Raw genomic sequence first — 17039 nt, 5'->3', positions numbered from 1 at the left:
TCCTTATTGTCGGGCTCTACGCTGGCGGCTCGGGATTGGGGCCGCGGCTCCGCCGGATGAGCACCCGGACGTCCCTGACGACGTCGCGCTCGATCTCGATGCGCGCCTCTTGCGCGAAGATCTCCCACGCCTCGACGGTGGCGATCCATTTCATGCGTCGGCGCGTCTCGGGCACGGCGCGCCAGCCGCGGTAGATGAGAACGCGTCGATCGGGCTGGTCGCGCCGCTCCTCCTCCTCGACCTCCCTCCCGCACAGCCGCAAGACATCCTCGCGCGAGGTCTTGCCCGGCACGATGCGGTCGAGCGTCTCGGGCCCGAGCACCACCCCGCGCGCCCGCAGACTCGCCTCCGACGCGCCCAGATGCAGCCGCGCCCGCACCCGCGCCAGCAGACCGGGCAGCGCGCGCCCGATGGCAGGACCGAGCGCGGGGCCCGCGGCCAGCAGCAGGAGCGGGATCAGCACGATCATCAGCCCCTGGAGGCGCGAGAAGTACCCGAACTGCACGGTCATGTGCTGGGGCACGATGCCCTCGGCGGCGCCCATGAAGAGCGAGACCACTTCCGTGCTCTCGAGCGTCTCGCTGAGCCGGCGGATGCTCGTCGGCGGATACACCTGCTCGATCCGCAGTTGCTCCGCGTGCGTGAAGTGCACCACCAGCTCGGCGGGCGCCTCGGCCAGGCGGACCGCGCGGTTGCGGTGCTCCGCGTACATGGGGAAGATCGGCCGGTCGCGCACCTCGTTGAACGACAGCGAGAACTGGTGGCGCTCGCCGGTGAAGACGCTCTCGTACCAGGGGAGCTGGCGCGGCTTGATGACGCCGCCCACGCGCATGAGCAGGCTCATCATGTAGGTGACGTTGGCCATCTGCGGTGTCCAGGGGATGCGGATCCACGTTGCCGCCGGGCTCAGGCCCAGCGCGTGGCTGTCCTGGACGAACGTGACGTAGATCGCCTCGCCGACGGGCTTGGGCGCGGCCTCGACCCCCTCGGCGTAGATGTTCTGGGCGTAGAGCGGCAGGCGGCCGTCGCCGACGACTGTAAAACCTCGCTTCTCGACGAACTGCGCCAGCGCCTTGTCCCCCGCCGCGCGGCCATGCGGGTTCGTGACCTCGCCGGGCCAGAGGAGGAAGATGTCCTGCTCGATCCCCGCGCGGCTCTTGCCCGCCGGGATGTCGAGGGCCCAGCGCACCTCCAGGTCAACCGGGGTCAGCGAGGGCGTGACCGTTGCGCGAATGCTCAGCGGGCCGATGGCGAAGGGCGGATCGGGGCGCGAGGCGATGAAGATCTGCGCGTGCGCGTGAGCGGGCGCGAGCACCAGCGCGGCGAGCAGCGCAAACCGCAGCACCAAAGTCACCGGCCTCATGGTCACCGGGCGATGATAGCAGACCTGTGATAGGCTCGGCCCATGCGCGCCACCTCGACGGTCGCCGAGTTCGTCGCCAAGAGCCGCTGGGAGGACTGCCCCGCCGAGGCCGTGGACGCGGCCCGCCGGGCCATCCTCGATTGCCTGGGGGTCATGCTCGCGGGCTCGGTCGAGCCGGCGGCCCGCATCGTGACGGAGATCGCCCGGTCAGAGGGCGGCGCGCCTCTCGCCACGGTGGTCGGCACGTCACTCCGCACCGGCGCCGTGTGGGCCGCGCTCGCCAACGGCACGGCGGCGCACGCGCTCGACTTCGACGACACCAACTTCGCCATGATGGGCCACCCGTCGGCGCCCGTGCTCTCGGCGGCGCTGGCGGCGGGCGAGCTGGCGCTGGCCGACGGCCGGGCTCTCGTCCACGCCTTCCTGCTGGGCTTCGAGGTCGAAACCACGCTGGCCGAGGTGATGAATCCACCGCACTACGAAAAGGGCTTCCACGCCACCGGCACGCTCGGCACGATGGGCGCGGCGGCGGCGGCGGCGCGTCTCCTCGGTCTCGACGCGTCGCAGACGCGCGCAGCCCTGGCCGTCGCGGCCAGCCAGGCCTCGGGGCTCAAGGAAAACTTCGGCACCATGACCAAGCCATTTCACGCGGGGCACGCGGCAAGAAGCGGCGTGCTCTCGGCCTTGCTCGCGCGCGAGGGATTCTCCGCTTCGGAGCAGGCGCTCGAAGGGCCGCAGGGCTACTTCGCGGTGCTGGGCGCGGGCAAGCGCGACGAGGGCGCGCTCGAAACACTCGGCGCGCCGTGGAAGATCCTCAAGACGGGCGTGGCTGTCAAGCCGTATCCCTCCTGCGCCTGCACGCACTCCATCATCGACAGCGCGCTGGAGCTGCGCCGCACCCACGGCATCACTCCCGAGCAGGTGGAGCGGGTCACGGTGGGCGTCAACGCCGCCGTCCCGCGCATCCTCATCCACTCCAACCCGCGGAGCGGCCTCGAGGCCAAGTTCTCGGGCGAGTTCACGGCGGCCGCGGCGCTCTGCGAGGGGTGGGTCGGCATCGCGACGTTCCGCGACGGCAAGACGGACGATCCGGCCATCACGGGGCTGATGAAGCGCGTGCGCGTGGTCGTAGACCCAACGATCCCGGGGGACCTGGAGCGCCACATGTGGACGCGCATGACAGTGCGCCTGCGTGACGGGCGGGAGTTGGCCATCGCGCCCAGGGCCGTGCCGGGACACCCGGACCTGCCGCTCTCGATGGATCAGCTGAGGGAGAAGTTCAGGGACTGCGCGCGTATCGTTCTGTCCGAGGACCGCGTCGAGTCGGTACGCGAGATGGTCGAAGGTCTCGACGGCTGCCCCGACCTCCGCAGCCTGACCGCGATCCTCAGCTAGATCCGAAGCTCCCCTTCCAGCACCGGCACGACGCCGCCCCCGACACGGATCCCCGTGATCGTCTCGCCCTGCATCGCCAGGCGGATGTGGAGAAAGCTCTGCCGTCCCATCTTCGTTCCCTGCTCGCTCACGATTCGGACCTCCGCGCTCTTCCTCACGAGGCCGTTCAGCACGAGATAGGCGCCGAGCGGGCCGCTCGCCGAGCCCGTCGCCGGGTCCTCGGGGACACCCGAGGTGTGGGGCGCGAACATGCGCGAGTAGACCCGGCCGGCGGCGGGATCGGGATCCGGGGCGAACACGAAGATGCCCAGGTGCGGCAGGTGGCCCATGGCCTCGAGGAGGGCGCGGACGGCGAGGACGGCGAGGTCCACCGCCGCCTTGTCGCGCAGCGGGACGAACAAGAACTTGTTGCCCGTGGAGCCTGGCTGGATGGGCGCGCCGGGAAGAAGATCGGCCTCCGCGAGGCCGAGAGCCCGCGCCACCGCGTCGCGGTTCTCGAGCGCGGGGTCGAAGGTCGCGCCCGGGTGCTTCATCCAGATGAAATCCGGCCGCGCGGGATTGCCCTCGACCTCCACGGGTACCGGGCCGATCTTCTCCTCGAGGACGAAGCGCGCCGCGCCCGGGGGCGCCATTCCATGCGCGGCCAGCACCCACGCCGTGCCGACGCTGGGATGACCCGCGAAGGGCACCTCGCGCGCAGGCGTGAAGATCCGGAGCGCGGCGGCGCAGTCGGGACGCGAGGGCGGGAAGAGAAAGACCGTCTCGGAGAGGTTCATCTCGCGCGCGATCTGCTGCATCACGGCGTCGTCAAGGCCGCGCCCGTCGAAAAAGACCGCGAGCGGGTTGCCGGTGAAAGCGCGGTCGGTGAACACATCCACCTGCACGAAGCGGTAGGAGCGCGCGGGCACGGCGGCTATCGTACACCACCCCTCACCCTACCCTCTCCCCTGAGGGGAGAGGGGGGACAAACAGAAACCCTCTCCCCCGCGAGGGGGAGAGGGCCGAAGTTCGAGCTGAGACACTCGCCTCGAGCGGCGAGGCGAGGGCTGAGAGAATGAGGGGGAGGCCTTCGACGTTAGATCAGTGGTGGCAGGCGACACACTCGAGCGGCGCGTTGCGCTTCTTCGTGTCGTCGGCCGTCGCCGGCCGCGGCGCCGCGCCCCACGCATCGGGCGTCGGCTGCACCGCCTGCACGCCCTTCTCGTTCACGGCGCGGTGGCACTCGACGCACCAGCCCATGGTCAGCTTGGGCCCCGGCACGGGCATGGCCGCCAGGTTCATCAGGTCGTTGATGGTGTTCTGGCCCGTCGTGGCGTGCACCTGCTCCATCGCCTCGATGCGGCCGTGGCAGGTCTGGCAGACGAGCCCCGCCTGGATGTGATTCTTGTGCGGGAACTGCGCGTACTCCGGGATCCTGAAGACCCGCACCCACGGGATCGGCTGCTGCTTGTTCCAATAGCCGTGGAGCTTCTGGACCTGCTCGTTGCCCTGCGCGGCCACGATCTTGTGACAACCCATGCACTTCTCCACCGAGGGCACCCCGGCGTCGCTGCTGCGGCGCGCACCCGCGTGGCAGTACTGGCAGGCGATCTGGTATGAGCCCGTGTGGATGACGTGGCTGAAGAAGATGGGCTGCACCGGCCCCTCGCGCGTGGCCGTGACGGGCAGGACCTTGGCGGGATCGTAGGCGGGCTGCGCCAGCGTCCGGACATACGCGATGATCTCATTGATCTGCCGGTCGCCAAGCTGGGGCTTGAAGGGCGGCATCAGCGCGGAGAGCCCGACGGACTGCGGCCCCTCGGCGATGACCCGGTGGAGGAACGCATCGGGCAGCGGGTTCATGACCGCGCCCACGCTGAGGTCCTGGGGCTTGACCGCCAGGTTGGCGCCGCCGGGCCCGTCACCCTTGCCCGCGTCCCCGTGACAGGAGGCGCAGTACTGCACAAACATGTGCTTGCCCCGATCGAGGATCTCCTGGTGCGCGGTAGCCGAATACCCGCCGGCCGCGTGATCGACGGCGGGCGCCTTGGGCGCCGCCGGGACCGCGGCTACAGCGCCCTGGGTCGCCTTTGGGGCCGCCTTGGCGGAATTCTTGGCTGCCCAGCTCGGGAGACCGGCCAACACTCCGATGAAGACGACCGCGACGACGAAGTAGGCGACCCCGCTGGGCCGCAAAAACCGATCCATTCGAGTCTCTCTCCCCCTTTGAACCCGCTACACGATACAGAAATCAGCCGCCAAGGTAAAGGCGTTTGACCTCGGGGTCGGCCAGCAGGGCCGCCCCCGTGCCCTCGAAGCGGTTGCGTCCCAGTTCGAGGACATACGCGCGGTCCGCGACGGCCAGGGCCTTGGCCGCGTTCTGCTCCACCACCATCAGGGTGTAGCCGGCGCGCTTCATCTCGGCGAGCGTGTCGAAGATCAGCGAGACGAACTTGGGCGACAGCCCCAGCGACGGCTCGTCCAGGAGGATGAGCTTGGGATGAGTCATGAGCGCCCGGCCGATGGCGACCATCTGCTGCTCGCCGCCCGAGAGCGTGCCGGCCTTCTGCCCCTGCCGCTGGCTCAGGACCGGGAAGAGACCGTAGACGCGCTCGAGGCTCTCCCGGATCCTGGCGCCGTCCCGCTCGATGTAGGCGCCCATCTCGAGGTTCTCGAGGACGGTCATCTGCGGGAAGACGATACGCCCCTGCGGGACATAGGCGAGCCCGCGCGGCAGCACCTGGTCGGGGCGGAGACCCGTGATGTCCTGGCCGTCGAACACGACGCGCCCGCTCGTCGCGTGCACGAAGCCCACCATCGTCTTGAAGGCGGTGGACTTGCCCGCGCCGTTGGGGCCGATTACGCTGACCATCTCGCCCACGCGCACCTCGAGGGTGACGTCGTGGAGGATGGGCATCTTGCCGTAGCCCGCGGTCAGCCCCTCGGCGCGCAGGAGCGTCGGCGTCACGGCCGCCGCTCGCAGACATACAGGATGTGCGGGTACGGCAGGATGTCCACCATCAGGTGGCGGTGGACCGTGAATCCGACGTCCTGGAGCAGGCGCCCCAGCTCTTCGGCGTCCCAATAGCGAACGGCGGTGCCCGGGTCCATGACCTTGTCGAGGGCATGCGTGAACCAGCGCTTGTAGAAGGGCCGGCGATCCACGTCCTTGATGAGGAGCCGGCCGCCCGGCGGCAGGATCTTGGCGACCTGCTCGAGCAGCGGGCGCACCGCCTCCTCCGGGATGTGGTGGACAATGTCGAGCATGTAGGCCGCGTCGAAGCTCTCACCGCCGCGGAAGTCCATGACGTCGCCGACCTCGTAGCGGACATTCGAGAGGCCGAGCTTGCCCGCCGCGGCCCGCGCCATGGCGATGCGGCGCGGATTGCGGTCGAGCCCCTCGAGGCGCAGCCCCGGATGGACGCTCGCGTAGTAGAGGGAGAAGAGGCCGAAGCCGCAGCCGAGATCGAGCACCCGCCCGCGCTCGGGCAGGTACTGGCCGATCTCGTCGAGGAAGCGCTGGCGGAGGATCCAGAAGCGCCCCCAGCAGTAGCCGCGGACGATCTTGTCCTCGTAGGCGCGAATGACGTTAAGGACTGGCTCGCTGCGCATAGATCCTGTAGCCGTCACCCTCGACGGCGAGCTTGTAGTCCCGCGCGAGGAGCCCCGCCACGGCTGGGAATCCGTCGAGCCGCTCGTAGCCGGGACGGCGCCACGTGTCCTTGAAGACGACGACGGCCGTGGGCCTGCCGCGCTCGAGGTCGCGCGCGACCTCGTCGCGAAGCGCCTGGATGCGGGCGTCGCCTTCGTCGTGGAAGAAGTGGAGGTCGTAGAGGAAGCGTGTCGGCTGGCGGAGGTGCAGGCGCAGGAGGGCGTGCACCCCGCCCTCGCTTACGTCCATCACCTGCACCGGGCCCGCGCCCGCCAGACGCTCCAGGTCGCGCGCGAGAGCCGAGACGCGGCGGGCCTTGTCGGCGATCCACGGCGCGTCGGCCGCGGCCGCGCCCTTGGCGCCCAGGAGCGCCACGGCAACCACGAGGAGGGCGCACGTGAGCGCGCGGGAGAGCGCGGGCGCGGCATCCCAGCGTGAGGGCTGGGCCTGCGTCACCCGCGCGGCGAGCGGAAGCGACGCGAGAGCGCAGACGAAGACCGCGAAGGGATAGCTGTGGTACTCCCACCCCTTGCCCTGAGCGGCGAAATGCACGAAGCCGTAGACGGCGCCCAGCAGGGCGAGCCAGCGGCGGATGCCGTACGCCGGCGAAGGGCGGCGCGCGAAACCCAGAAGGCCGAGCGCGATGAGACAACTCCATATCTGCCAGCCGTAAACGTGCCAGCGGAGCCCTTCCCACACCGAGACGCGCCCGACGCGACTGTAGAGCGGCAGGACGTAACCCGTGACGATGGACACAAAGGGCCCTGCCCCGCCGTGCCACGCGAGCCAGCCCATCACGAGGACGGGCACGGCGAGCCCCGCCGCGCACCAATGCCCGAGCGCGCGCATCGCGCCCGAGCCCACGGCGCCGAGCGCCGCGACGCCGGCGCACGCGATCCAGAAGAGCGCGGCCTGGGGCTTGACCATGACCCCCGCGCCGGCGGCAAGCCCTCCCCAGAGAAGGGGCGCCCGCGCGCCGCCCGATTCCCAGGCGCGCGCCGCTCCCCACGCGGCCAGGACGAGGAAGAGCGTGAGCAGAAAATCGCGCTGCCCCGCCCGCCAGGCCCCGCCGGAGAGGTGATAGAGGATGAAGAGGAGCGCCGCGCCGAGCCCGCTCCACGCATCGCCCATGCGTCGCGAGAAGCCGAAGAGCGCCGCCGCCGTGAGGGCGAGCCACGCAAAGTCGAAGAGCCGCCAGGCGCGATCGCCCTCACCCAGCAGCGTGATCACGCCCAGGTGCAGCAGGTAGACGCCGGGCACGTTCATGTCGAAGACGTCGCGGTAGGGGACGGCACCCTGGGCCACCAGCCAGGCGATGTAGTGCATGAGCGGGGCGTCGTGGATCAGCGGCCACCCCCAGGAGCCCCAGCCGAGATAGAGCGCGAGCGCGGCGCTAGCGGCCAAAATAAGCTTCAATCACTCGCTCGTCAGACTGGATGACGCCGGGAGGGCCCTCGGTCAGCTTCTCGCCGTGGTCGAGGACGAAGACCGTCTCGCAGAGCCCCATGACGACCTTCATGTCGTGTTCGACCAGCAGCACGGTCTTGCCGCGGTCCCGCAGCGTCCGCACCGCATCGAGCAGCTCTTTGAGGAGGGTGCGGTTCACGCCGGCAGCCGGCTCGTCGAGCAGGACCAGCTCGGGGTCCGTCATGAGCACGCGGACGAACTCGACCAGCTTCTGCTGGCCGTAGGAGAGGTTGCCCGCGTACTCGTTGGCAAGCCGCTCGAGCTTGACGAAGCGGAGCAGCTCCTCGGCTCGGGCGCGCGCCTGCGCATAGTCGCCCATGGTCACCACGACCAGGTTCTCGAGCGCCGTCAGCTCCGGGAAGACCCGGATAACCTGGAAGGTCCGGCCGATACCCCGGTGGAAAATCTGGTGGGGCTTGAGCCCGTCGATGCGCTGGCCCTTGAAGCGAATCTGCCCCTCGTCGGCCTGATCGACGCCCGTGATGCAGTTGAAGAGCGTGGTCTTGCCCGAGCCGTTCGGGCCGATCAGGCCGTAGATACGACCCGCTTCGAGCGACAGGGATACCTTGTTGACGGCGGTCACGCCGCCAAAGCGCTTGACCACGCGGTCCACCATCAGGATGGGCTCCATCAGATGGTCCTCGGGAGGTTGTACTTCTGCTGGAGCACGCCCAGAATGCCGCGTGGCATGAGCAGGACAACGCCGACGATGATGGCGCCGAAGAGGAGCTGGTGGAGGTAGATGAACCTGGCCCAGACCAGCTCCTGAAACGTGAACAGCAGGACGGCGCCCAGCACGGGGCCCCAGATGGTTCCCTTGCCGCCGAAGAGCGCCATCACGATCATGGTGATCGTCGTGATGAGGGGGAACACGCTGGTGGGCTCGATGTAGCCCTGGTCCCGGGCCGCCAGCCCGCCCACGATCCCCGGCGCCACGGCCGAGAGAAGGAACGCGTAGAGCTTGTAGCGGAAGGTGTCGATTCCCATCGCCTCGGCCGCCACCTCGTCCTCCCGGATGGTCATGAGGCGCAGGCCGAAGCGGGAAGTGATGATCACGTAGGTAAGCGCGGTGACCAGCAGCGCCACCAGCCCCATGGCATAGTAGATCGGCACGCTCGCGTGGAGCGTGGGCAGGGAGAGGCCGCTGCCGCCGCCGGTGAGGCCCTCGTAATAGGACACGATCACGCGCAAGACCTCGTTGAGCCCCAGCATGGCGATGGCGAAGTACGGCCCCTTGAGCCTGAGGCACGGCCAGCCGATCACCAGCGCCAGCACCATGGCCATGACACCGCCGGCCAGACACGCCAACAGCCACGGCCACCCGAGCTTGCCGATCAGGATGCCGGCCGTATAGGCGCCCATGCCGAAAAAGGCCACGTGCCCGAACGAAACGTAACCGGTGAGCCCCGAGATCAGGTTCCAGGACTGAGCCAGCGCGATCCACATGAAGAGCTGGAGCATGGTGCGGATGCCGTAACCCGTCCCCTGCATCGGGTAAAGCGCCAGGAGGACGAGCAGCACCAGGAAACCGGCCAGCAGCCAGCGCGTCATCACGAGCGCCCCTTGAGCAGGCCCGTCGGTCTCACCAGCAGCACCAGGACCAGCAGGATGTAGGCGACGGCCTCGTTGACCTGGGTGGTGATGAACAACGAGGAGAGCTGCTCGATGAGGCCGAGGAGCAGACCGCCCAGCAGAGCGCCGGGATAGTTGCCGGCGCCGCCCAGCACGATCACCAGGAACGACTTGAAGGTGTAGACCTGCCCCATCTCGGGTTGGATGGCGACCATCACGGCGATCAGGGTCCCACCGGCGGCCGCCAGCGCCGAGGCGAGGCCGAAGGTAATCATGTGGATCCGCTGGACGTTGATCCCACAGACCTGGGCCACCTCGCGGCTCTGGGAGACCGCGCGGATGGCCTTGCCGAGGCGGGTCTGCCGCAGGAACCAGAACGCGCCGGCGGTGATCACGAGCGCGAAGGCGCAGGCGATCACGCGAGACTTGGAGAAAGCGAACGGCCCCAGGACGAAGGACCCGGTGAGATATTCCACCGACCGCACATCGGAGGTGAAGCCGAGCTGAGCCAGGTTGACGATGGCGATGGACACGCCGAACGTGAGCAGCAGCGAGGACAGTTCCGGCGCGTCCACCACCCGTCGCACCAGCAGACGCTGGAGGACGACGCCCACGACGAACAGCGCCGGCATGGACACCAGGAGCGAGAGATACGGGTTCAGGCCGAGCCACTGGAAGAGCCCAAACGTCGTGTAGGCGCCCAGCATGAGCAGCGGCCCGTGGGCCACGTTGAGCACCCGCATGACGCCGAAGACGAGCCCGAGGCCCAGGGCCACCATCGCGTAGAGCGATCCGGCCAGGAGGCCCGAGATGACCACCTGGCCGATCATGGTCGGGGTGATGACGACGGTCATGGAGCCTCGCGAGTCGAGAGGGCCCTGGCGAGCCGGCGCCCGCCGGAGCCCCGGCGGGCGCCCTGCCTGTGGCGAATCAGACGGTCATCTGGTCAGCGTTGGTTCCACGGCGGCGTGGGGAAGCGGATCTTCCCGCCGGCCAGCTCGTCCGGCCACACGATGACCTTCTTGCCGTCGTGCCACTGGAACATGACCATCTTGTGGGAGACCTGGAAGCCGTCCTGGTCCACCTTGAAGCCGCCGTAGACCGTGTTGAAGTCCATCTTGAGGATCGCTTCGCGGATCTTCTCGCTGTCGAGCGACCCGGCGCGCCTGATGCCCTCGACCAGGATCTGGCATCCGGCGTAGCCGCCGGCGGAATGGTAGGAGAGGTCGGACCCCGGGAACTCCTTCTTGTACGCCTCGGCGAACTGCTGGGAACCGGGGTACGGCAGCTCCGGCTCCCACTGGCTGGCGCCGTAGACGTACTCGGCGTTGCGCCCGAGCTGTTCGTAGAACTTCGGCAGGTCACCGCCCACGGTCACCCCGTACATCTTCGGGTTGACGTTGAGCTCCTTCATCTGGCGGGTGATTGCCAGCGCGTCGTCGAAGTAGGTCGCCGCGCCCAGGACGTCTGGGTTGGCCGCCTTCATCTTGGTGAGGAGCGCGGAGAAGTCCGTGTTGCCCTTGGGGTAGGCCTCGACGAAGACGACCTGGAGCCCTTTCTTCTTGGCCAGCTCGATGGTCCCCTGCACCGTGGCCTTCGGGAAGAGCGTATCCTCGTTGATGATGGCCACGGTCTTGAGGCCCCGCTTGGCCGCCACCTCGATCAGCCCCTCGAGGTACACCTCCGCCGGGGACTGGACCATGAAGATGTACTTCCGCCCCTTCCTGAAGATGGAGGTGGTGGAGGCCATGGGGGCCACCATGGGCATCTTGTAGCGGTCGTTGACGTTGGCCACGGCCTCCGTGATGGCCGAGGAGTAGGGGCCCATGATCGCGTCCACCTTGTCCTGAGTGATCAGCTTCTCGTAGAGGCGCACGCCGGTGGCGGGCAGGGACTGGTCGTCGTAGAGCACGAACTCGATCTTGCGCCCGAGCACGCCGCCCTTCTCGTTGACGTCCTTGGCGCAGAGCTGGTAGCCGCGGTGCTGGTTCTGCCCCAGCGCGGCGTAGGTCCCGGTGAGCGATAGCGACGCACCGATCTTGATCGGGGCCTGCGCCTGGGCCTCGGCGGCGCCGAACAGCGCCACCACTGCTAGGGCGCCCACGAGTCTCCACAGCAGTGTGGTCATCGAAGTCCTCCTCAAATGGTCCGGGAACGGACCAGGGTCAACTCGAAATGGTGTTTGTTTCTAGCAAACTTGCCCCGACCTGTCAAGGTCCCAGGCCGGGGAGTCACAGTCGCTCCGGCACGCCGGTGTGATAGTCTCGCCTCGTCATGAAAATCACCGACGCTCACTTGACGCTCTTTGGCTGGGACGACATTCCGGCGACCCAGTACGGCCGGCACACCGGGACGTTCAGCGGCGCGAGCCAGCTCGGCCTCGTGACGATCGAGACCGACGACGGCGTCAAGGGTCACGCCTTCCTCGGCTCGGCCATGCGCGGCGCGCACCTGGACGGGCAGTCGCTCATCCAGTACCTGAAGCCGGTCGTGCTCGGCCAGGATCCGCTCGCGCGCGAGCGCCTCTACCAGGCGATGTGGCAGAAGAACCGCCAGACGACGCTTCGCGCGATTGGCGCTATGGATGTGGCGCTCTGGGACATCGCGGGAAAGATTACAGGCCTGCCCATTCACCGGCTGCTTGGTTCGTACCGCGACAGCGTCCCGGCCTACGCCAGCTCGGCCGTCCTGCCGACCAAGGAGGCGTACGCGGAGGAAGCGACGCGGTTCAAAGCCGAGGGCTGGACGGCTTACAAGATCCATCCGCCTACTGATCCAGTCGTCGACGCGGAGGTCTGCCGCGCCGTCCGGCGCGCTGTGGGCGACGGCTTCACCGTCATGCTCGATCCGACCTGGGCGTACCAGTATCCCGAGGCGCTCCGCGTGGGGAAGGTCATCGAGGAGCTGGGCTTTTACTGGTACGAGGACCCGCTCGCGGATGACGACCTCCTGAGCTACGTGAAGCTCAAGCAGCACCTGGCGATCCCGATCCTGGCCACCGAGTACTCACCGGGCGGCCTCACCGCGTACGCGCCGTGGCTCGTCCACCAGGCGACCGACTACCTGCGCGGCGACGTCGCCGTGAAGGGCGGCATCACCGCCCTCGTGAAGGCGGCGCATCTCGCCGAGGCCTTCCACATGAACTTCGAGATCCACCACGGCGGCAACTCGCTCAACAACGTGGCGAACCTCCACGTGATGATGGCCATCCGGAACTGCGAGTTCTTCGAGGTGCTGCTGCCGGCCGGAGCCCAGAAGTACGGCCTCGCCCAGGACATCGAGGTCGACAAGCGGGGGCTGGTCCACGCCTTCGATGGCCCGGGGCTCGGCGCGGCGATCGACTTCGGCCTCATCGAGCGAAAGAAGATCGCCGTCCTGACCTGAGGGAGCGGGTCAGATTCGTGCTCGCGCGTCCACGGCCATCACGCCGCTGGGACCGGCCACGAGCGGATTCACCTCGATCTCCGCGAGGTCGGCCGTATCGGCGGCGAGCTGGGCGAAGCGGCAGATCGTCTCGGCGAGCGCGTCGAGGTCGACGGGCGGCTCCCCCCGGACGCCCTTGAGCAGGGGCGCCATCCTGAGCTCGCCGAGCATCTCGTGGGCGTCGCGGGCGGCCAGCGGGCAGAGGCGCGCGGCCGTGTCCTTGAGCACCTCGACGTAGATCCCGCCGAAGCCGACCACGACCAGGGGACCGAACTGCGGATCCCTGATCATGCCCAGCAGCAGCTCCTTGCCCGGCGGAGCCATCCGCTGGACCAGCACGCCCTCGAGACGCGCGTCGGGCCGCGCCGCGCGTACGCTCGCGAGCATGGCCGTCGCCGCCTCCGCGACCTCGCCGGCTGAGCCGAGGCCGAGGCGGACCCCACCCACCTCGGTCTTGTGCGTGATGTCGGGGGAGCGCAGCTTGAGCGCCACCGGGAAGCCGAGGCGCTCGGCGACGGAGGCCGCCTCTGCCGACGTGGTCGCCGGCCGCGCCGCCGCGCAGGGGATGCCATAGCTCTCGAGCACGGGCTCGAGCTCCGCCATGCCGAACGTGGACCGACCGGAGGCGCTCAGCCGCGCAACCGCCGCTTTCGACTCCTCGACGCGGGCGGGAAAGCGCGCCGGCTCCGCCCGGCGCCCGCGCCGCTCAAAGAGCCTCGCCATCCCCGCGAGGGTCCTGACCGCCGGCTCCGGAAACGGATAGCACGGGATCCCCGCCTCCTCGAACGCGCGCGCACCCGGCGCGACGCGCGCGCCGCCGACGAAGGCGCCGGCGACCGGGATGGGCCAGCCCCGCGTGGCGCCGATCACCGCCCGCGCCACGCCGAGCGCGTCCGTCGCTGCCTGAGCCGTGAGCACCACGAGCGCGGCGTCGGCCCCGGCGCCGCCGATGGCGTGGAGCGCATTGCTGTAGCGCGCGGCATCGGCGTCCCCGACGAGATCGACGGGATTGGCGAGGCTGGCTGTCGGCGGCAGCACGGCCGCGAGCCGCTCGCGCACGGCCGCGTCGAGCGGGTCGACCGCGAGTCCCGCTTCCCGCGCCGCGTCGGTCGCGACGATGCCGAGCCCTCCCCCATTGGTCACGACGAGGAGCCGGCGGCCGCGCGGCAGGGGCTGGCTCACCAAGCCGCGCGCGAGATCGAAGAGCTCCTCGACGGTGCCCGCGCGCAGCGCGCCCGCCTGCTTGACCGCCGCGTCGAACGCCTGATCGGAGCCGGCGAGGGCGCCGGTATGCGAGGAGACGGCGCGGGCGCCCTCGGCGGAGCGCCCGGCCTTCAGCAGCACGACGGGCTTGACCGCCGCCGCCGCGCACAGCGCCTCGAAGAACCGCCGCCCGTCCGCCACGCCCTCGATATAGGCGGCGATGACCCGCGTCTCCGCGTCAGCGGTGACGGCCTCGAGCAGGTCCGCCTCGGTGAGGTCGGCCTGATTGCCGAGGCTCGCGAAGAGCGAGAAGCCCATGCGGCGCTCGCGGGCCCAGTCGAGAATGGCGACGGCGAGCGCGCCGGAGTGCGAGACAAACGCGATGCCTCCCGCCTCCGGCATGCCGGGGGCGAACGTGACGTTGAGACGGCGCGACGGCCTGATCCACCCGAGGCAGTTGGGGCCGAGGACGCGGATGGGCTGGTCGCGGAGCCACTCGCGGAGCTCGGCCTCCCGCTTCCGTCCGTCCTCACCGCTTTCCCGGAAGCCGGCGGAGATCACGACGGCGCCGCCCACGCCCTTGGCCACGCAGTCGTTGAGCGCGGAGAGAACAGCGGGGGCGGGCACGGTGATCACGGCGAGGTCGACCGGGCCGTCGACCGCGTGGAGCGAGGGAAAGGCCGGGAGCCCCTGGACCGTCGTCGCGAGGACGTTCACCGGCACGATGCGGCCGGCGAAGCCCGCCGAGCGCAGGTTGGCGAGCACGCTGCCCCCGATCTTGGAGGGATCCCGGGAGGCGCCGATCACCGCGATGCTGTGCGGGTCGAGAAACGAGGCGAGCGAAGTGCGGGTCACGCGCCGATCCTGCCAGAGCGCGTGTGCGAGGTCAAACCGGCTCCTCGATGTGCCCGCGCCGATCCTCTCCGTCCCGCAGGGTGCTATGATCTCCCGTGGTCTGGAGGCCGCAGCCTTGGGCCTCTGATTCTCACGGAGGCGGCATGGCGGAGAAGAACGCGCGGGGCCCGCTGGAAGGTCTCCAGGTCCTCGACTTGACGGAGCACATGGCGGGGCCCTACTGCACCATGATCCTGGCCGACATGGGCGCGGACGTGATCAAGGTCGAACGCCCCGGCACGGGCGACTCCTCTCGCGCCATGGGCGACGGCAGCGAGCGCAATCCCTACTTCCGCTACATCAACCGCAACAAGAGAAGCCTGACGCTCGACTACAAGGCGCCCGGCGGCCGCGAGATCTTCCTCAAGCTCGTCATCGGCATGGACGTGCTCGTGGAGAACTATCGCCCCACCGTCATGGACCGCGCGGGCCTGGGCTACGAGGTTCTGCGGCAGAAGAACCCGCGCCTCGTCTATGCACAACTGTCCGGCTTCGGCTCCGACGGCCCCTACCGCGAGCGGGGCGGCTTCGACCTGATCGCCCAGGGCATGGGCGGGATCATGCACGTCACGGGAGAGCCTGACGGTCCGCCGACTTCCGTCGGCCTGCCCATCTGTGACCTCGGCACGGGCATGTGGGGCGTGCAGGGCATCCTGGCGGCGCTCTACGAGCGGCAGCGCACGGGCCAGGGGCAGAAGGTCGAGTGCTCGCTCCTCGAGACAGCCGTCGGTTTCTCCTCGTGGACGAGCGCGGGCTGGCTGGCCGATCACAAGGAGCCCACGCGCCAGGGTTCGCGCCACCGTCAGAATGCGCCGTACCAGCGCTTCGAGACCAAGGACGGCTACATGATGATCGGCGCGGCCGGCCAGGGCATCTGGGAACGCGCCGCCAAGGCTCTCGGGCATCCGGAGTGGATAGATGATCCGCGCTTCCGCCGCGGCGCCGACCGCATGCGCAACCGCGCCGCGCTCGAAGTGGAACTGGCGGCGGTCCTGGCGACAGCGTCGTCCGCGCACTGGAGCAAGGTGCTGGACGATGCGGGCGTGCCCGGCGGGCCCGTGTACACCTACGCAGAGCTCTTTGCCGATCCGCAGGTCCAGCACCGCGAGCTCGTGGTCTACGCCGAGGACGCGGAGCTCGGACGCGTGCCCCACATCCGCACGCCCGTGCGGATGTCCGCGAGCGAAATCGGAGTGCGCGCGACGGCGCCGAAGCTCGGCCAGCACACTGATCAGATTCTCGCGGGCCTCGGGTACGCCTCGGTCGACATCGCGGCGCTTCGACGCGAGCGCGTCATCTAAGCCGCCTCCAGCTCGCGGATGTCGATCTTCCTGATCCGTCACGGCGAGACGCTCGGCAACGCCTCGCGCACCGTTCAGCTGCCCGACAACCCGCTCTCTCCCCGCGGCGTCGCTCAAGCGGAGCGCCTCGCGCGCCGCCTCGAGTCTGAGGGCATCGCGGCCATCCTCTCGAGCGATTTCTCACGCGCCGTGACGACGGCCGAGCATCTTCAGCGGGTCACGGGCGTGCCCATCAGCTACGACCCCCTGCTGCAGGAGCGCAACTTTGGAGATCTCCGGGGCACGCCCTACGCGGAGCTCGGCCTCGACATGTTTGCGCCGGACTACGCGCCGCCCGGAGGCGAGACCTGGGAGGTCTTCCACGAGCGCGTCGATCGCGCCTGGGCGCTCGTGCGGGAGACGGCCGCCGCGGCCGGCGGGCATCTTGCGGTCGTGACGCACGGGCTCGTCTGCCGCTCGCTGGCCGCGAGACACTTGATCCTGCCGGAGGGCCAGGAGGTCCCGGCACGCTGGGAGAATACAGCGCTCACCGTCATCGACCATCCGGCCCCGTGGCGGGTGCGGTTGCTCAACTGCATCGCCCATCTCGACGACCCCGCCACGCGGACGCTCTCCGATTCCGGCGCGGTCTGACGACTTTCTCGAGGCCTGACTCGACAACCTTGGGGGCCTTGACACCTCGGGCGAGGCGGCGCAGTGTCTGTGCCTGCACGCCGCCCGGATCCCACTAGACCGATAGAGGAGGACGATATGAAGGCTGCTGTATTCCATGGTCCGCATCAGCCGCTGA

The 17039-nt window shown here is 69.3% G+C and carries 15 protein-coding genes; 4 read left to right on the top strand and 11 right to left on the bottom strand.

The annotated features are described in order from the left end of the window. Positions 1 to 16 precede the first annotated feature (16 nt). Positions 17 to 1348 carry a hypothetical protein gene (locus Q7W02_21970; GenBank protein MDO8478814.1) on the bottom strand — a complete coding sequence of 444 codons (1332 nt, stop codon included), beginning with the start codon at positions 1346 to 1348 and terminating at the stop codon, positions 17 to 19. 57 nt (positions 1349 to 1405) lie between these two features. On the opposite strand from Q7W02_21970, the gene Q7W02_21965 reads away from it, so the two are divergent. Then, the gene (locus Q7W02_21965) at positions 1406 to 2758 is read left to right on the top strand and encodes an MmgE/PrpD family protein (GenBank protein ID MDO8478813.1); all 1353 of its coding nucleotides are present in this window, start codon (positions 1406 to 1408) and stop codon (positions 2756 to 2758) included. On the opposite strand, the gene Q7W02_21960 is transcribed toward Q7W02_21965, so the two are convergent. From Q7W02_21960 to Q7W02_21920, 9 genes are all read right to left on the bottom strand, one after another. Beyond that, a complete protein-coding gene (locus tag Q7W02_21960) occupies positions 2755 to 3666 on the bottom strand; it encodes a PhzF family phenazine biosynthesis protein (protein MDO8478812.1) in 912 nt (303 codons plus the stop codon). The two genes, Q7W02_21965 and Q7W02_21960, sit on opposite strands and share 4 nt — an antisense overlap. Positions 3667 to 3838: 172 nt before the next feature. Next, positions 3839 to 4945 (bottom strand): c-type cytochrome, encoded by a 1107-nt coding sequence (locus tag Q7W02_21955; GenBank protein MDO8478811.1) that lies wholly within the window; start codon positions 4943 to 4945, stop codon positions 3839 to 3841. 43 nt (positions 4946 to 4988) lie between these two features. Next, a complete protein-coding gene (locus tag Q7W02_21950) occupies positions 4989 to 5705 on the bottom strand; it encodes an ABC transporter ATP-binding protein (GenBank protein ID MDO8478810.1) in 717 nt (238 codons plus the stop codon). After that, entirely contained in the window at positions 5702 to 6349 is a 648-nt protein-coding gene (locus tag Q7W02_21945; protein ID MDO8478809.1) for a class I SAM-dependent methyltransferase, read from the bottom strand. The genes Q7W02_21950 and Q7W02_21945 overlap by 4 nt, the downstream gene beginning before the upstream one ends. Further along, positions 6327 to 7793 (bottom strand): glycosyltransferase family 39 protein, encoded by a 1467-nt coding sequence (locus Q7W02_21940; GenBank protein ID MDO8478808.1) that lies wholly within the window; start codon positions 7791 to 7793, stop codon positions 6327 to 6329. The genes Q7W02_21945 and Q7W02_21940 overlap by 23 nt, the downstream gene beginning before the upstream one ends. After that, positions 7783 to 8487, bottom strand: coding sequence for an ABC transporter ATP-binding protein (locus Q7W02_21935; GenBank protein ID MDO8478807.1), 705 nt, complete (start codon positions 8485 to 8487; stop codon positions 7783 to 7785). Before Q7W02_21935 ends, Q7W02_21940 begins: the two co-directional genes overlap by 11 nt. Beyond that, positions 8487 to 9407, bottom strand: a complete 921-nt coding sequence (locus Q7W02_21930; protein ID MDO8478806.1) for a branched-chain amino acid ABC transporter permease — start codon at positions 9405 to 9407, stop codon at positions 8487 to 8489. The genes Q7W02_21935 and Q7W02_21930 overlap by 1 nt, the downstream gene beginning before the upstream one ends. Beyond that, positions 9407 to 10282 carry a branched-chain amino acid ABC transporter permease gene (locus Q7W02_21925; GenBank protein ID MDO8478805.1) on the bottom strand — a complete coding sequence of 292 codons (876 nt, stop codon included), beginning with the start codon at positions 10280 to 10282 and terminating at the stop codon, positions 9407 to 9409. The genes Q7W02_21930 and Q7W02_21925 overlap by 1 nt, the downstream gene beginning before the upstream one ends. 92 nt (positions 10283 to 10374) lie before the next feature. Then, positions 10375 to 11556: an amino acid ABC transporter substrate-binding protein gene (locus Q7W02_21920; protein ID MDO8478804.1), complete on the bottom strand. Its 1182-nt coding sequence runs from the start codon at positions 11554 to 11556 to the stop codon at positions 10375 to 10377. Between the two features lie 146 nt (positions 11557 to 11702). Here Q7W02_21920 and Q7W02_21915 point away from each other — a divergent pair, with 146 nt between their 5' ends. Beyond that, positions 11703 to 12812 carry an enolase C-terminal domain-like protein gene (locus tag Q7W02_21915; GenBank protein MDO8478803.1) on the top strand — a complete coding sequence of 370 codons (1110 nt, stop codon included), beginning with the start codon at positions 11703 to 11705 and terminating at the stop codon, positions 12810 to 12812. Between the two features lie 9 nt (positions 12813 to 12821). Here the strand turns inward: Q7W02_21915 and Q7W02_21910 are convergent, their stop codons facing one another. Continuing rightward, a complete protein-coding gene (locus Q7W02_21910; protein ID MDO8478802.1) occupies positions 12822 to 14909 on the bottom strand; it encodes an acetate--CoA ligase family protein in 2088 nt (695 codons plus the stop codon). Between the two features lie 143 nt (positions 14910 to 15052). Here Q7W02_21910 and Q7W02_21905 point away from each other — a divergent pair, with 143 nt between their 5' ends. Then, positions 15053 to 16249, top strand: a complete 1197-nt coding sequence (locus Q7W02_21905) for a CoA transferase (GenBank protein MDO8478801.1) — start codon at positions 15053 to 15055, stop codon at positions 16247 to 16249. 18 nt (positions 16250 to 16267) lie between these two features. Then, positions 16268 to 16882: a histidine phosphatase family protein gene (locus Q7W02_21900; GenBank protein ID MDO8478800.1), complete on the top strand. Its 615-nt coding sequence runs from the start codon at positions 16268 to 16270 to the stop codon at positions 16880 to 16882. Positions 16883 to 17039: the final 157 nt, after the last annotated feature.

The sequence above is a fragment of the Candidatus Rokuibacteriota bacterium genome, assembly GCA_030647435.1.
Classification (GTDB): domain Bacteria; phylum Methylomirabilota; class Methylomirabilia; order Rokubacteriales; family CSP1-6; genus AR37.
Note: the sequence above shows the minus strand (reverse complement) of the source record. Positions and strands in the feature narration are given on the sequence as shown.

What these genes read in the sequence shown, in the direction of transcription:
- Q7W02_21955 (MDO8478811.1), bottom strand. Translation starts at nt 4,945, where the DNA reads ATGGATCGGTTTTTGCGGCCCAGCGGGGTCGCCTACTTCGTCGTCGCG.
- Q7W02_21935 (MDO8478807.1), bottom strand. Translation starts at nt 8,487, where the DNA reads ATGGAGCCCATCCTGATGGTGGACCGCGTGGTCAAGCGCTTTGGCGGC.
- Q7W02_21900 (MDO8478800.1), top strand. Translation starts at nt 16,268, where the DNA reads ATGTCGATCTTCCTGATCCGTCACGGCGAGACGCTCGGCAACGCCTCG.
- Q7W02_21945 (MDO8478809.1), bottom strand. Translation starts at nt 6,349, where the DNA reads ATGCGCAGCGAGCCAGTCCTTAACGTCATTCGCGCCTACGAGGACAAG.
- Q7W02_21930 (MDO8478806.1), bottom strand. Translation starts at nt 9,407, where the DNA reads ATGACGCGCTGGCTGCTGGCCGGTTTCCTGGTGCTGCTCGTCCTCCTG.
- Q7W02_21925 (MDO8478805.1), bottom strand. Translation starts at nt 10,282, where the DNA reads ATGACCGTCGTCATCACCCCGACCATGATCGGCCAGGTGGTCATCTCG.
- Q7W02_21905 (MDO8478801.1), top strand. Translation starts at nt 15,053, where the DNA reads ATGGCGGAGAAGAACGCGCGGGGCCCGCTGGAAGGTCTCCAGGTCCTC.
- Q7W02_21965 (MDO8478813.1), top strand. Translation starts at nt 1,406, where the DNA reads ATGCGCGCCACCTCGACGGTCGCCGAGTTCGTCGCCAAGAGCCGCTGG.
- Q7W02_21915 (MDO8478803.1), top strand. Translation starts at nt 11,703, where the DNA reads ATGAAAATCACCGACGCTCACTTGACGCTCTTTGGCTGGGACGACATT.
- Q7W02_21920 (MDO8478804.1), bottom strand. Translation starts at nt 11,556, where the DNA reads ATGACCACACTGCTGTGGAGACTCGTGGGCGCCCTAGCAGTGGTGGCG.